Raw genomic sequence first — 15,011 nt, forward strand, 5'->3', positions numbered from 1 at the left:
CCCGTTCGTCGCGTGACGCCGTGTGTGGCCGCGCCCCTCACTCGCAGGAGACTTCACTACACACACATGCCCATGTCCTTCAACCTGAATGTCATCGAGGAGTTCCGCGCCAACGACGGCCGGGTCGGCGGCCCGTTCGAGGGCGGCGACCTGCTGTTGCTGACCACCACCGGGGCGCACTCCGGCCGACCGCACACCGTACCGCTCGGGTACGTCCGGTCCGAGGGGCTACTGCTGGTCATCGCCTCGGCGGCCGGCGCGCCGGAACACCCGCAGTGGTACCGCAATCTGCTGGCCCACCCCGTGGTCCGGGTCGAGCTCGGCACCGAGACCTTCGACGCGGTCGCGGTACCCGCCGAGGGTCCACGCCGCGCGCGGCTGTTCGCCGCCGTCGTCCGCCGGGCGCCCGGGTACGGCGACTACCAGGCGCACACCGAGCGGGAGTTGCCGGTAGTCGTCCTGGAGCGCCCCGAAGCGCCGCCGGGCCACCCCCGCGACGTCCGCAGCCTGGCCGACAAGCTGCTGGAGGCACACAGCTGGCTGCGGGCCCAGTTGCGCCACGTCCGGGCCGAGGCCCACGCCCACTCCCCCGGCAGCCCGGCCGGGCTCGGGCTGCAACTGCGCCAGCACTGCCTGGCGTTCTGCGAGGGGTTGACGCACCACCACACCGGTGAGGACTCCGCGATCTTCCCCGCCCTCGCACACAGCCATCCGGAGCTCGCCGGGGTACTGGAGCGGCTCGGCGAGCAGCACCGGGCGATCGGGCGGATCAAGGAGGAACTGGTGGCACTGCTGGCCGGGATCGAGGTTACCGAGCCGGACCGGCTCCGCTCCGAACTGGACCGGATGTCGGACGAGTTGGAGGCGCACCTCGATCACGAGGAGGCGGAGCTGCTGCCCGCTCTCGCCGGGATCCCCTTCCCGCCGGTGCGGCCCGGCCCCGGAGCCGGCCACTGACGCGGCGGTGCCGTCGCCCCCTCCCAGGGCCCGGGAGGGGACGGCGGCACCGGCCTCACACCGTCAGCCCGCCAGGGACGGCGGACCAACGGAGCGGGAGAGCGGGGACGCCTCAGGACTGGCTGAACACCGGGAGGTAGCCGTTGGCCTGGCCGGCCGCGTTCGGGTGGTAGCTCTCGTCGATCGGCAGGGTGGTGCTGTGCAGCCAGGTGTCCTGCGAGCCGCAGATCTCGTGGCCGGCGAAGGCGTCACGCACGTCGCCGAAGGTGAAGCCGGCGTTGGCGACCTCCTTGGCGATCACGCCGTCCAGGGTGTCGGCGGCCTCGTTGATGGCGGCTCGCTTGGTGTCGCCGATGCCGAAGAGGCAGTAGCCGCCGATCTGGTAGAGGTGCGGGTAGCCCATCACCACGACGTGGGCGTTGGGGGCCTTGGCGCTGATGGCGCTGTACACCCGGTCCAGCTGGCCGGGTAGGGTGTTGGTCGCGTAGTTCTCGGCCGTGTTGACGGCGTTGAGGCAGTCGCTGTCGGAGCCGAGCACACAGGTCTTCATGGTGCTGGAGAAGCCCGCGTCGTTGCCGCCGATCGAGAGGCTGACCAGCGTGGTGCCGCTGTTCAGCGCGGAGATCTGGCTGTTGAGGATGTCACCGGTTCTCGCGCCCGAGCAGGCGACGAAGGTGAAGGAGGCCGGGGAGTTCGCGTTCGTCCAGAGCGAGGCGTACGCGTTGGCGCTGCGCTTGCAGCTGCCGCTGTCGCCCAGGTAGTTGCCGGCACCGACACCGGCCGAGTAGGAGTCGCCGAGGGCGACGTAGTTCACGCCGGCCGCATTGGCGGCTGACGCCGTGAGGAGCGTCGTCATGGTGAGGGCCGCCGCGATCGCGGCGACGGAGAGGGCACGGGCAGGGCGGAGCATCGTACCTCCAGATATGACGGGGGTCACAGGAAGGGAGACCAAGCGGCAATCGAACGCGGAAGTGTTTATGCCAAAGACGGTGGCGGCCAGCCCGCCGGCGCGGGAGGTGAACTGCCCTGCAAGCAAGGCACGCTCACGCCGACCGTCACACCGGGCGCCGGCGCGCACGCGACCTGCACAGGCGTACGCGCACTCCGGCGCGGAGAGTCGCGCCGGTACCTGCCGGCCGTGACCGCCCGGCACCGACGCGCTCGACGCCGCTTCGCTCAGGAGCGACTGAACACCGGGAGGTAGCCCCCGGACTGGCCGGCCGCGTTCGGGTGGTAGCTCTCGTCGATCGGCAGGGTGGTGCTGTGCAGCCAGGTGCTCTGCGAGCCGCAGATCTCGTGCTCGGTGAAGGCGCCGCGCACGTCGCCGAAGGTGAAGCCGGCATTGGCGACCCGCTTGGCGATCACGCCGTCCAGCGTGTCGGCCGCACCGTTGATGGCGGCACGCTTGGTGTCGCCGATGCCGAAGATGCAGTCGCCGCCGACCTTGTACAGGTGCGGGTAGCCCATCACCACGACGTGGGCCTTCGGGGCCTTGGCCTTGATGGCGGAGTACACCCGGTCCAGCTGGCCGGGCAGGGTGTTGGTCGCGTAGCTCTTCGCCGTGTTGACGGCGTTGAGGCAGTCGCTGTCGGAGCCCAGCACGCAGGTCTTCATCGTGTCGGCGAAGCCCGCGTCGTTGCCGCCGATCGACAGGCTGACCAGCGTGGTGCCGCTGTTCAACGCGGAGACCTGACTGTTGAGCACATCGCCGGTTCTCGCCCCCGAACAGGCCACGAAGGAGAAGGAGGACGGTTTGTTCGTGTTCTTCCACAGGTACGCGTACGCATTGGTGCTGCGCTTGCAGCTACCACTGTCGCTCAGATAGCTGCCGGCACCGACGCCGGCCGAGTACGAGTCCCCGAGGGCGACGTAGCTGACACCCGCCGCATCGGCGGCCGACGCCGTGAAGAGCGTCGTCATGGTGAGACCGGCCGCGATGGCGGCGACGGACAGGGCACGAGCAGGGCGGAGCATGGCACCTCCTGATATGACGTGGGTCACAGAAGGGATACCAGGCAGTAGCCCCGCGCGGAAGCGCTCATGCCAAGGACATTGACGGGCCGTCTGATAGCAGGGAAGTGAACTACCCTCGACCGAGCGTGAGTTCGCCCAGGTGGGTGCGGGTGTATGTCGACGCGTGTCGGTCATCGCGTGTAGACAAAAAACTTCCGAGAAGTCAGCTCGCCGTCAGCCAAAGGTCGGCGTACGGCCGCCGGTGCGTCAGTTCCGGGCCCGCCGCCGGGCAGCCCGTTCCGGGGACGGCACGCCGCCGACCGCGTTCCGAGGGCCCGGCTCAGTACCGCGGGAAGCGCCCGCCGCCCGGGTACACCGGGCCGGGGAAGACCGTGCAGCCCTCGACCGGGAGCTCCTCGATCTCCTCGTTCGCGGCGGCCGGCACGCCGAGCCAGCGGACGGCGGTGGCGACCGCCGCCCGGGCCTGGCGCAGCCCGGGCTCGCCCCAGCCCAGCAGCTCGACCGCGAGCCCCGGCGCGACCAGCAGCCGCCGGTAGTGCCGGCCCGAGGCCGGATCGGCCGCGCTCGGCCCGACCGCCCGCAGCGCGGCCGCCATCCGGACCCGGGCACACTCGTGCCCGCCGTTCGCCGAGCCGACCCGGTCGTACAGGTAGCCGAGGTAGTACGGCCGACCGATCACGGCCTGGGCCTCCTCCCCCGCCTCCCGGGCCAGGGCGGCGGCCGGGTCGCCGTCGTCCTCCGGCTCCAGCGAGCCGCCGGGCAGCGAGCAGATCCCGTCCCTGGGGTTGACCAGGGTCAGCACCCGGCCGTCCGGGGCGAACAGCCAGCCCCAGGACTGCTTCATCGGCAGCCCGTCCGGCACCTGCTCGCCCGGCCGCCACGGCCAACCCGCCGTGGGACGCCGGCGCACCTTCCCGAGCAGCTCGGCGATCTCCGCCGTGAACTCGATCCGGCCCATGCCGCGCGTCCCCCCTCTCGGTGTCGGGCTCGCCGGACCCTACGGAGCACGGTACGGAGCGGAGCGACCGGAGTGGCGGCGTGGGGTACCGCGCACTCCTGCTGTTGATCTTCTCCGATCTTCCCCGAACAGGCGGTCGATGAACAGTCCCCAGCGCCGCATGGTGGATGCGGAGGCCGCGAACCCCCTGATCACCCCAGCAGCCCACCCCCGCCCCCGGCTTCCGGGAGGCCCGGCAGCGGGAACCCCGGCTGCGGGACCGCACCGGGCGGGAAGGGCAGCCCGCGCGCCGCGTCGTCGGCCAGCTCGTCGAACACCTCGTGGGCGGTCATCGGCCGCAGCCGCCCACCGGCCAGTGCCCAGCCCCGCACCCGCGGCCCGGACCTCGCCCCGTCCGCGGGCCCGCTCCCGCCGTCGCCCGCGGGCCCGTTGCCGCCCCCGCCCCCGGCTCCGGGCCCGCCCGGCGGAGCACCCGAGGACCGGTTCGACGACCAGTCCGACGACCACTGCGACACCCGCGACGGCGACGCGGCCGGGTCGCCGTGCAGCAGCAAGGCCCCCGCGCCGCCCGAGGCCACTCCGGCCGCGAGCGTGACGCAGAACGCCTCCACGTCCCGCCCGGCGGGTTGCAGGCGCCCCGCCTCCACGCAGAGGTCCACCGCCGAGGTGAGCTGCTCGCCGTCCTCCGGGCCGTGGCAGCGCAGCGTCAGCAGGTGGCAGCCCTCCCCCGCGCCCTCGGCCAGCGCCAGGTACACGGACGTCACGTACCGCATCACGGCCGCCATCCGCCGCTGCCCGGCCAGGTCGTCACCCAGCACGTCGAGCAGCACCGCACAGGCGACGGACATCCGCACCCGCGCCCGGTGGTCGTCCAGCAGCACCGGGAGGAGGTCGGCCATCGGCTCGCCCGCGTAGACGAAGGGCTCCCCGGCCAGGTCCGGATCCCCCGCATACGCGACCCGGGCGGCCGACGCCCGGGGATCGAGGCCGAGCGCGGCGCAGTAGTCCTCGAAGTCACCCGCCTCCAGGACGCGCAGGTGCACCTCCAGCCCCTGCTGGTACAGGCCCCTGAGCTGACCCTCCGCCCGCACCAGGTACTCGTGGTGCCCGAGCGCGCCGAACAACCCGTACTCCGCCAGCACGGCGAAGTCCTCCGCCTCGACGGCCAGCGCCACCGCCACCGGCTGGGGCGGCGCCCCGCGGGCCCGGCCACCGCGCCGCCCCCGTGCCCCGGCTCCCCCGGCCCCACCGGGACCACCGGCCCGCGCACCCGGCGGTCGGCCCGCGCCCGGCGGCGCGGCCCCACCGGGGCCACCGGCCGGCGGCCGCCCGTACCCGGGGCCGGCCCCGCTCCCGGCCCCATTCCCGCTCCCGGGCCCGGACCCCGGCCTCCGCCCGCCGAACAGCAGCGCCCCCGGCTCCCGCAGCAGCCGCTTCCGCACCACCACGACTCCCGACACCGCTCCCGACACCTCGTACACCGACTCCCGCACGGTCATGGTCTCCTCCTGTCCGGTCGGCCTCCGACCCCCGGATCCGCCGACGCCACGGAACATACACAGAGCCACTGACAATCCACCCCGAGTAATCGAACACTGGCGCCCGGGACTCCTCGAAGGAGAAATATTTACCCCTAAGCCGTCCCTCGCAGCACAGCAAGGGGCAAAAATGAGCCCCTCGCCCACCATGCACTCACCGCCCGTCCACCGGGCGGCCCCCGTGGCCACTGAGCAGGCCGGGATTGTCAGTGCCGGGCGTTAGGGTCGGGGACCATGCGACTGCTGCATACCTCCGACTGGCATCTCGGGCGCTCCTTCCACCGGGAGAGCCTGCACGACGCCCAGCGCGCCTTCCTGGACCACCTCGTGGACGTGGTCCGGTCCGAGGGCGTGGACGCCGTGCTGGTCGCCGGGGACGTGTACGACCGGGCGCTGCCGAGCCTGGACGCGGTCGCGCTGTTCGACGACGTGCTGCACCGGCTGGCGGAGCTCCAGGTCCCGACGGTCTTCATCAGCGGCAACCACGACTCGGCCCGCCGCCTCGGGGTCGGCGCCGGCCTGATCGGGCGCGCCGGGATCCACCTGCGGACGGACCCGGGCGAGTGCGCCGAGCCCGTCCTGCTGGCGGACGAGCACGGCCCGGTGGCGGTGTACGGGCTGCCCTACCTGGAGCCGACCCTGGTCCGCGAGCGGTTCGGGCTCGCCAAGGGCGGGCACGCGGCGGTGCTCGGTGCGGCGATGGAGCAGGTCCGGGCCGACCTGGCGGCCCGCCCCGAGGGGACGCGGGCGGTGGTGCTCGCGCACGCCTTCGTCACCGGCGCAGCAGCCAGCGACAGCGAGCGGGACATCGCCGTCGGCGGGGTCGCCGCCGTCCCCGCCTCGGTGTTCGACGGGGTGCACTACGCCGCGCTCGGCCACCTCCACGGCTGCCAGACCCTCGCCCCGCACCTGCGGTACAGCGGCTCCCCGCTGGCCTACTCCTTCTCCGAGGCGCGCCAGCGCAAGACCATGTGGCTGGTCGACCTCGCCGCCGACGGCGCGGTGACGGCCGAGCGGGTCGACTGCCCCCGGCCCCGACCCCTCGCCACCCTGCGCGGCACCCTCGCCGAGCTGCTCACCGACGAGCAGCACACCGAGCACGAGCAGTCCTGGGTACAGGTCACGCTCACCGACGCCGCCCGCCCGAGCGAGCCGATGGAGCAGCTGCGCCGCCGCTTCCCGCACACCCTCCAGCTGCTGTTCGACCCCGAGGACGGCGGCGCCGAGCCGTCCCGTTCGTACGCCTCCCGGGTCAGCGGCCGGGGGGACTTGGAGATCGCCGAGGGCTTCCTGCGGCACGTCCGCCCCGGGGCCGAGCCGGAGCCGGACGAGCTCGGCTGGCTGCGCGAGGGCTTCGAGCACGTCCGCACGGACGCCGACCGGAAGGCGGACCTGCCCCGATGAGGCTGCACCGGCTCACCGTCACCGCCTTCGGCCCGTTCGCGGGCAGCGAGACGGTGGACTTCGACGCGCTCGCCGCCGGCGGACTGTTCCTGCTGCGCGGGGCGACGGGCGCGGGCAAGAGCAGCGTGCTGGACGCGGTCTGCTTCGCCCTGTACGGCGAGACTCCGAACGCCCGCCGGGCCAACCGGCTGCGCAGCGACCACGCCGACCCCACACGGCTGACCCAGGTCGAGCTGGAGCTGACGCTGGGCGGGCGGCGGCTGCAGATCACCCGGCTGCCCGAGCAGCGCAGGCCGAAGAAGGTCGGCACCGGCACCACCGTCGAGCGGCCGCAGACCCTGCTGCGCGAGTGGGCCGCCGACGCGGGCGACGGCGCCCCCGGCTGGCGGCCGGTCAGCAAGTCGCACCAGGAGGCCGGGGAGGAGATCCACCGGCTGATCGGCATGAGCCGGGAACAGTTCTGCCAGGTGGTGCTGCTGCCGCAGGGCGACTTCGCCCGCTTCCTCAAGGGGGACTCCGAGGAGCGCGGCAAGCTGCTGCGCCGCCTCTTCGACACCGAGCGCTACGGGCACGTCGAGGCCTGGCTCGCCGACCGGCGCCGCGCCCAGGAGACGGCCGTCCAGGCCGGACGCCGACGCCTGCGGGACCTCGCCAGCAAGGCCGAGCAGGCCGCCGGTCCCGGGGCCGAACCCGCCGGGGCGTGGGTGCCGGCCGAGGACGACGACGCCGACCTCGCCCCCGGACTGCTCGGCTGGGCCGCGATCCTGCGCAGCGGCGCGGCCGAGCAGCTCGCCGTCGCCGAGGCCGCACTCGCGGGCGCCGAGGCGGCGCACCGGGCCGCCCAGCACGGGCGCGAAGGCGCCGAGGAGCTCGCCGCCCGCCAGCGCCGGCACCGGGAGGCGCTGGCCGAGGCCGACCGGCTGGCCGCCTTCGAGCCGGCCGCCGCGCGGGACCGGCAGCGGCTCGCGGCCGCCCAGGAGGCGGTCGGCGTGGAGTCCGCGCTGCGCCTGCGGGAGAGCGCGGCCGAGGCACTCGGTCGCGCCCGGGAGACGGAGCAGCGGCGCCGGGAGGCGCTGGCCCGTACCGGGATCGCGGAGCACGTCCCGGCCGGGGCCGAGGCCGGTGCCACCGAGCTGGCCGAGGCGGAGCTGCGGCTGCGCGCCGAGGTGGTCCGGCTGGAGACGGCCCGGGTGGAGGAGCGGCGCTGCGCCGAACTCGCCCGTGAGCAGCTCGCCCTGGCCGGGGAGCGGCGCGGCGCCGAGGAGCGGGCCGAGGAGGCCGAGGACTGGCTGGCCGAGTTCGACGGCGAGTTGGGCCGCCTGGAGGAGCAGCAGGAGCGGGCCCGGACGGCGAGCGCCCGGGTCGAGCAACTGGACGGGCAGCGCGCCGAGTTGACCACCCGCCTGGCCGCGGCCCGGGAGCGGGACGGCCTGCGGGTCGAGATCGCGGCGGCCGAGCCGAGGGTCGCCGAGCTGCGCACGGCCGCGTTGGACGCCCGCGAGTGGGGCCTGGACCTGCGGGACCGCCGGCTGGCCGGCATGGCCGCCGAACTGGCCGAGCAGCTACGCCCGGGCGAGGCCTGCCGGGTCTGCGGCTCCGCCGAGCACCCGGCGCCCGCCGAGGCCGCCGCGGGCGGTCGGGTGAGCGCCGAGGACGAGGAGCGGGCCGGTCGGGCGCAGGCCGCCGCCGAACGGGCCTGGGGCGAGGCCGACCAGGCGCTGACCGCGCTGCGGGTGCGCGAGGCGACGGCCGCCGGTGCGGCCGGCCCCGAGGCCGCGGACGCGCTCGCGCGGTCGCTCGCCGAGCTCGAGCAGGAGCACCGCACCGCGCTGCACGAGGCGGAGGCGCTCGGCCGGGTCGGCCGGGAGATCGCCCGGCTGTCGCAGGACCGCACCCGTCGGCTGGACGAACTGCACGAGGCCAAGGAGCGCGCCGCCGTCCTCACCGACCGGCTGCAGGCCCTGGCGGACGAGCAGCGGGCGCTGACCGCCAGGGTGTCGGCCGCGCGCGGCACGGCCGCCTCGGTCGCCGACCGGGCCGCGACGCTGGGCCGGCTCGCCGAGGCGGTCGCCGCGGTGGCCGGGTCCGCGCGGGCGACGTCGGAGGCGCGGGAGCGCCTCGACGGGGCCGAGGAGGAACTCGGCAAGGCCGCCGCGGCGGCGGGCTTCCCGGACGCCGGGGCCGCGCTCGCCGTCCTGCTGCCCCGGGAGGAGCGGGACCGCTTGGAGGCCCGGCTGGAGCGGCACCGCGCGGAGTCCGCCGCCGTCCGGCACGAGTTGGCGCTGCCCGAACTGGCCGAGGCCGCCGCCCGTCCGCCGGTCGACCTGCCCGCCGCCGCGGCCGCGCTGACCGCCGCCACCGACCGCCTCGGCCGGGCGCACGCCGCCCGGTCGGCCGCCCGGGAGCGCTGCGCGGCACTCGCCGAGATCGGGCACCGACTGGACGAACTGGCCGCCGAACTCGCCCCTGCCCTGGAGCGCTACGGGCGGATCAACCGGCTCGCCGCGCTGGCCGCCGGCACCTCCACCGAGAACCGGCTGCGGATGCGGCTGGAGTCGTACGTGCTCGCGGCCCGCCTGGAGCAGGTCGCGGCGGCGGCCAGCGACCGGCTGGTCCGGATGTCCGGCGGCCGCTACACCCTGGTCCACAGCGACGACCGCGGCACCGGCAACAAGCGCTCCGGCCTGGCCCTGCGCGTCGTCGACGCCTGGACGGGCACCGAGCGGGACACCGCCACCCTCTCCGGCGGCGAGAGCTTCTTCGCCTCGCTCTCCCTCGCCCTCGGCCTGGCCGACGTGGTCACCGACGAGGCCGGCGGGATGCCGCTGGACACCCTCTTCATCGACGAGGGCTTCGGCACCCTGGACGAGCAGTCCCTGGAGGAGGTGATGGACGTCCTCGACGGCCTGCGCGAACGGGACCGCGCCGTCGGCATCGTCAGCCACGTCGCCGACCTGCGCAGCCGCATCCCGGCCCAGCTCCTGGTCCGCAAGGGCCGCCACGGCTCCACCCTCGCCCTGGCCGGCCGGGAGGACGCCTGACGCACGCGCCGCACCGCATCAGGGCGCCCAGCCCATCCGGCTCAGCCAGCCAGCCCGCCCAGCCCCACCGAGCCCAGCCGGCCCGCTCAGCCCGAACAGGCGATCCGCTGGGCCTGCTGCCACGCACAGGTCGGGCACAGGGTGCTGCCCGGCTGATCGGCGGGCAGCACCGTCGGCTCACCGCACAGCACGCAGTCGGCCCGCGGCCCCTCCGCCCCCGGGTCCTCCCGCAGCGCCGCCTCCGTGGCCCCCACCGGCACCGGCCCGCAGACCGCCGCGTCCCCGTCCACCCCGGCGCCGTCCGCCCCGGTGCCGTCCACCCCACCGCCGTCCGTCCTGGTCTCACTCATGCCGCCTTCCTACTCCCCGCCGCCACCCCGCCGCAAGGCGTGCCTGCGGCCTGGGGCTAGCGTGACCAGCATGGTTGGCACGGTGGGCGCGGGTGGCGCGGTCGGCAGGGTTCGTGGGTCCGGGGACCTCCAGCGGCGGTTGCGGGCTGCCCGGGCGAGTGGGCCGACGTACGCGGAGGTGGGTGCGACCCGGGGTGGGCGGTTGCCGAAGGGGTACGCACACCTGCGCCGGCGGGTGCACCTCGGGCGGGGGCCCGAGGTGCTGGAGCGGGCCGGGCGGTACGTGCTCGGGTGGGGCAGCCAGTTGGGGACCGGGTTCGCGGTGTACCCGGGCGGGCCGGTCCGTGACGGGGCCACCGTGCTGCTGCGGCTGAGCCCGCCGGGCAGCCGGTGGCCGAGGCTGGTGATCCCCTGCCGGGTGGTGTGGACGGTGGCCGAGCCGGACCGGATCGGGTTCGCGTACGGGACGCTGCCGGGGCACCCGGAGTGCGGGGAGGAGTCGTTCCTGGTGTCGATGGACGCCGACGGCGAGGTGTGGTTCGAGCTGGCCGCGTTCTCCCGGTTGTCCGCCTGGTACGCCCGGCTGGGCCGGCCTGTCGCGCTGCTCTGCCAGTACCTGGCGATCGAGCGCTACCTCGCGGCCGTGGCCGGCCACGTCGCGTAGCTCGGCTCGTGGCCCAGCTCGCGGCTCGGCTCGTGGCCCAGCTCATGACCCAGCTCGTGACTCAGCCCGTGACTCAACCCAGGAAGGACAGCCGGACGGTGCGGCGCGGGTTGTCGCCGTTGGTGTCGATCAGCACCACGGACTGCCAGACGCCGAGGGCCAGTTGACCACCGAGCACCGGGAGGGTGGCGTGCGGGGCGACCAGGCCGGGCACCACGTGGTCCCGTCCGTGGCCGGGGCTGCCGTGCCGGTGGCGCCAGCGGTCGTCCGCCGGGAGCAGTTCGCGCAGGGTGGCGAGGAAGTCGTCGTCGCTGCCCGAACCGGTCTCCAGGACGGCGATCCCCGCGGTGGCGTGCGGGACGAAGACGTTGAGCAGCCCGTCCCGCCCGGGGGCCCGCTCGTCGAGGAACGCGGCGCAGCGGTCGGTGATGTCCAGCGCGACCTCGCGGTTGCCGGTGGTGATCTCCAGGGTGGTGGTCTGGAAGGACCCGGTCGCCCCGGTTGACGTGGAGTGGTTGTTGTCCGCCATGGCGCCATCCTGACCCAGGCCGACCGGTCGGACGTACTGCCTCGCCGACTGCCCACGCCGGGACGGCGGGCTCGCATAGAGTGAAAGGCTCAGACCAATGGGGTGGCCCCGGCTCCGTCCCGGCCTCCGGATACGCCGAAGACCCGACGGGCCGGTGATCCGGTGGTCCGTCGGGTCGTTGGTGAAGCCGGTCCCGGGCCGAGGCCCCGGGCCTTGCCAGAGAGTCTCAGCCGCGCCCGCCGAAGAGGCTGCGGCGCAGCCGGCGCAGCGGCGCCAGCAGCGAGACCCGGGTGTGGCGACGGCGGGCCGCCGCCGGGGTGTCGGCGCCGCGCGGCGTCAGCTCCCTTATCAACCCGAGCGCCTCGGCGGTGTCCACCGCCGGGAGCGCGGGCGCGCCGAGCACGGCCAGGTGTCGCTCGATCCGACGGCCGGTCGCGCCGACACCGCACTGGATCGCCGGCACACGGGGCCGAGTCCGCACTTGCATGTGTTCCATCAGTTTTCCCACCCCTACGAGGCGCCAGGGCCGTGAGGCGAAGACTATCCGTGAGGGACGGCCTTCGCGCAACCGTCCTCGGTGTTGTGCCACCGTACCGTGCGGCGTCAACTGACGATGCACCAGGGGCAGCTCGGGCGGTCACGACTAGGCATCAATGGTGGTGCACGACCCGCCATCCGTCACCAGGGCCAGGAGGCGCGACCCCGGCGCCCGTCCGCGCACTGTGCGCCGGGCGCGGACGGGCGCGGGCGGGCGGCCGAACGGCGGCTGGCGGGCGTGCGGCAGGCACTCCCGCGGTGTCGACGAATCGCTCCCATATAGGGGACAGTCGCAAGGTCGACAAAACGATCACCATCGGGGGTGGGCGACCTCCGGCAAGCCGCTTCATGAAGTGAACACATTCGAGGGATTGACTCGCGTCGATCCTCCAAGCAATATCTGAGGAACGCACCGGTGCCCGCACCGCACTCAGGTGCGTGTTCGAGTCGTGAAGCGACTCGATCGAACTCCGGCTCCCGCGGGCCACTGCCCGGTCACCTCGACGCTGCGGTGACCAGGCCCGTAGGGTGCCCGGACCGGCGGCCGGCCGTAGAGGGTCGGCCCGGCCGCCACCAGACTGCCGGTGCCACCCCGTTCCGGGGCCAGGCACCGGCGGTCCCGGACCGGTGATCAGCCCTCGTCCGGGGCCCGCCCCACCCCTCGGCCACCCCGTGGCCGCCCCGTCCCGTCCGACCGGACGTCCCCGCAGGTCGCACTGCGTGGATCGGTAGACTCGGCCAGCGTGTCCCTCCTCCTCAGCATCGTGCTCCCGGTCCACGGCGTGGAGCGGTACCTGCCGCGCTGCCTCGACTCGATCCTCGGCGAGACCCCCGCCGCCGAGACCCGCTTCGAGGTCATCGCGGTCGACGACCTCTCCCCCGACGGCTCCGGCGCGATCCTGGACGCCTACGCCGCCCGCGACCCCCGGCTGCGCGTGATGCACCTCACCGAGAACCAGGGCCTCGGCGGCGCCCGGGCCGCCGCCCTGCCGCAGGTGCGCGGCGAGTACGTCTGGTTCGTGGACAGCGACGACTGGCTGCCCGAGCGGACGGTCGGCGTGATCCTGGACGAGCTGGCGCAGGAGCGCCGCCGCGAGGCACCCGCCGACGTGCTGCTCACCGACTTCACCCACGTCTACCCGGACGGCGGGAGCGAGCCCAACCCCTGGCGGCACGTGCTGGTCGGCTCCCCGCTGGTCGAGGGCTGCACGGTGGCCGAGCACCCGGCGCTGTTCCAGACCGTGATGTCGGTGTGGAACAAGGTGTTCCGCCGCGCGTTCCTGGAGGGCCTCGGGGTCTCCTTCGGCCGCGGCTACTACGAGGACATCTCGGTCACCTACCCCGCGCTGCTGGCCGCCGGTCGGCTGCGCTACCTCGACCGTCCCTGCTACAACTACCGGCGCGGCCGGGACGGCGCGATCACCGCCACCGCCTCCCCCAAGCACGCCGACGTGTTCGCCCAGTACGACGCCATCTTCGCCTTCCTGGACCGGTGCGAGCTCCCGGACGGCCCCGGCCGGCCCGTCCCGCCGTCGCTGCGCACCCTGGTCTTCGACCGGACCGTCCGCCAGGCGCTGAACGTCTACGACACCCCCGGGCTGGTCCCGGTCGACCGGCGGCGGGACTACTTCCACCGGATCGCCGTGCACTTCGAGCGCCACCGCCCGGCCGACTACCGCTTCCCCGGCGGGGTGCGCGGCGTGCAGTACCGGCTGGCCGCGCGCGGCGCCCGGATCGCCTACGCCGAACTGCGCCGCACCGGCCGCCTGCCGCGCGAACTCAAGCGCGGGGCGCGGGCGGTGGCCCCCGCGGTGAAGAAGGGCGTGCGCAGCGGCGCCCGGTTCACGGCGTACAACGCGTTCCGCCGCCTGCCCCTGGACGAGCACCTGGCGGTCTACGCCGCGTACTGGCACCGGGGTTACGCGTGCAACCCGGCGGCGATCTACGAGAAGGCGAAGGAACTCGCCCCGCAGATCCGCGGCGTGTGGGTGGTGGAGAACCGCCGGCAGGCCGACGCGATGCCGCACGGCGTCCCGTACGTGATCGTCAACACCCCGGCGTACCTCAAGGCGATGGCGACCGCGAAGTACTTCGTGAACAACGTCAACTTCCCGCGCACGATGGCGAAGCGGCCGGGCACGGTGCACATCCAGACCCAGCACGGCACCCCGCTCAAAGCGATGGGGATGGACCTGCGGGGCCGCCCCGAGGCCGCCGCCGAGGGGATGGACTTCGACCGGCTCCAGGAGGCCGTCGACCGCTGGGACTTCCTGGTCTCCTCCAACCCGCACACCAGCGAGCACTTCGCCCGGGCCTTCCCGGGCCGCTACGAGATGCTGGACACCGGCTACCCGCGCAACGACCGGCTGGCCAACGCCACCCCGGCGGAGGTCCGGGCCATGCGCGAGCGGCTGGGCCTGCGGCCCGGCACCACGGCGGTGCTGTACGCGCCCACCCACCGCGGCGGCAAGGGCGGCTACGTGCCGCTGCTGGACGTGGCGGAGCTGGCCCGGCTGCTGGGCCCGCGGTTCACGCTGCTGGTGCGCACCCACTACTTCCACGCCGACGGCCCGGGCGACCTGACGGCCGATGAGGACGCGGCGGAGATCGTGGACGTGTCGGCGCACCCGGTGGTCGAGGACCTCTACCTGGCGGCGGACGCGCTGGTGACGGACTACTCGTCGATGATGTTCGACTACGCGGTGCTGGACCGACCGGTCGTCATATTCGCTCCGGACTGGGAGGAGTACCAGCGCGAACGCGGGGTGTACTTCGACCTGTTCGCGCAGCCGCCGGGCGCGGTCACGGTCGACGTGGCGGGGCTGGCGCGGGCGCTGCGCGCGGGCGATCCGGAGCCGGAGGCGCGGAAGCGGTTTCGGGAGCGGTTCTGCGTCTGGGACGACGGTGGGGCGGCGGAGCGGGTGGTGCGGCGGGTGTTCCCGGTGGCGCCGACGGCCCCGACGGCCCCGACGGCCCCGACGGACGGGCTGCAGAACTAACGGCAAAGCAGGACGAACGACGGGGCCTGCGGACGGGACCGGTGCCGCCGGTACGGCGAC

Annotated in this window: 12 protein-coding genes; 5 read left to right on the forward strand and 7 right to left on the reverse strand. The window is 74.5% G+C overall.

Annotation, left to right across the window (positions count from 1 at the left end):
• Positions 1-66: 66 nt before the first annotated feature.
• Positions 67-957, forward strand: coding sequence for a nitroreductase/quinone reductase family protein (locus tag AB0F71_RS07950; protein WP_360229730.1), 891 nt, complete (start codon positions 67-69; stop codon positions 955-957).
• Positions 958-1,069: 112 nt separating this feature from the next.
• Here AB0F71_RS07950 and AB0F71_RS07955 read toward each other — a convergent pair whose 3' ends face one another.
• The 4 genes from AB0F71_RS07955 to AB0F71_RS07970 all read right to left on the reverse strand — a co-directional run bounded on the left by AB0F71_RS07955 (position 1,070) and on the right by AB0F71_RS07970 (position 5,064).
• Positions 1,070-1,813 carry an SGNH/GDSL hydrolase family protein gene (locus tag AB0F71_RS07955; protein ID WP_360229945.1) on the reverse strand — a complete coding sequence of 248 codons (744 nt, stop codon included), beginning with the start codon at positions 1,811-1,813 and terminating at the stop codon, positions 1,070-1,072.
• Between the two features lie 320 nt (positions 1,814-2,133).
• Entirely contained in the window at positions 2,134-2,931 is a 798-nt protein-coding gene (locus AB0F71_RS07960) for an SGNH/GDSL hydrolase family protein (protein ID WP_360229732.1), read from the reverse strand.
• Between the two features lie 319 nt (positions 2,932-3,250).
• On the reverse strand, positions 3,251-3,889 hold the full coding sequence (locus AB0F71_RS07965) for an NUDIX hydrolase (RefSeq protein ID WP_360229734.1): 639 nt from the start codon (positions 3,887-3,889) through the stop codon (positions 3,251-3,253).
• Between the two features lie 191 nt (positions 3,890-4,080).
• Positions 4,081-5,064 carry a hypothetical protein gene (locus AB0F71_RS07970; RefSeq protein WP_360229736.1) on the reverse strand — a complete coding sequence of 328 codons (984 nt, stop codon included), beginning with the start codon at positions 5,062-5,064 and terminating at the stop codon, positions 4,081-4,083.
• Positions 5,065-5,661: 597 nt separating this feature from the next.
• On the opposite strand from AB0F71_RS07970, the gene AB0F71_RS07975 reads away from it, so the two are divergent.
• Both AB0F71_RS07975 and AB0F71_RS07980 read left to right on the forward strand, forming a co-directional pair.
• Positions 5,662-6,831 carry an exonuclease SbcCD subunit D gene (locus AB0F71_RS07975; RefSeq protein WP_360229738.1) on the forward strand — a complete coding sequence of 390 codons (1,170 nt, stop codon included), beginning with the start codon at positions 5,662-5,664 and terminating at the stop codon, positions 6,829-6,831.
• Positions 6,828-9,872 carry an SMC family ATPase gene (locus AB0F71_RS07980; protein ID WP_360229740.1) on the forward strand — a complete coding sequence of 1,015 codons (3,045 nt, stop codon included), beginning with the start codon at positions 6,828-6,830 and terminating at the stop codon, positions 9,870-9,872. Before AB0F71_RS07975 ends, AB0F71_RS07980 begins: the two co-directional genes overlap by 4 nt.
• 86 nt (positions 9,873-9,958) lie before the next feature.
• Here AB0F71_RS07980 and AB0F71_RS07985 read toward each other — a convergent pair whose 3' ends face one another.
• Positions 9,959-10,222, reverse strand: coding sequence for a hypothetical protein (locus AB0F71_RS07985; RefSeq protein WP_360229971.1), 264 nt, complete (start codon positions 10,220-10,222; stop codon positions 9,959-9,961).
• 202 nt (positions 10,223-10,424) lie between these two features.
• Between AB0F71_RS07985 and AB0F71_RS07990 the strand changes: the two genes are divergently transcribed.
• Entirely contained in the window at positions 10,425-10,886 is a 462-nt protein-coding gene (locus AB0F71_RS07990) for a DUF1990 domain-containing protein (protein ID WP_360229742.1), read from the forward strand.
• Positions 10,887-10,959: 73 nt separating this feature from the next.
• Here the strand turns inward: AB0F71_RS07990 and AB0F71_RS07995 are convergent, their stop codons facing one another.
• Complete coding sequence (locus tag AB0F71_RS07995) at positions 10,960-11,415, reverse strand: YjbQ family protein (RefSeq protein WP_360229744.1); 456 nt, start codon at positions 11,413-11,415, stop codon at positions 10,960-10,962.
• Positions 11,416-11,641: 226 nt separating this feature from the next.
• The gene (locus AB0F71_RS08000; protein ID WP_360229746.1) at positions 11,642-11,911 is read right to left on the reverse strand and encodes a hypothetical protein; all 270 of its coding nucleotides are present in this window, start codon (positions 11,909-11,911) and stop codon (positions 11,642-11,644) included.
• Between the two features lie 784 nt (positions 11,912-12,695).
• Between AB0F71_RS08000 and AB0F71_RS08005 the strand changes: the two genes are divergently transcribed.
• The gene (locus AB0F71_RS08005; RefSeq protein WP_360229748.1) at positions 12,696-14,951 is read left to right on the forward strand and encodes a bifunctional glycosyltransferase family 2 protein/CDP-glycerol:glycerophosphate glycerophosphotransferase; all 2,256 of its coding nucleotides are present in this window, start codon (positions 12,696-12,698) and stop codon (positions 14,949-14,951) included.
• Positions 14,952-15,011: the final 60 nt, after the last annotated feature.

The sequence above is a fragment of the Kitasatospora sp. NPDC028055 genome, from assembly GCF_040637885.1.
Taxonomy (GTDB): Bacteria; Actinomycetota; Actinomycetes; order Streptomycetales; family Streptomycetaceae; genus Kitasatospora.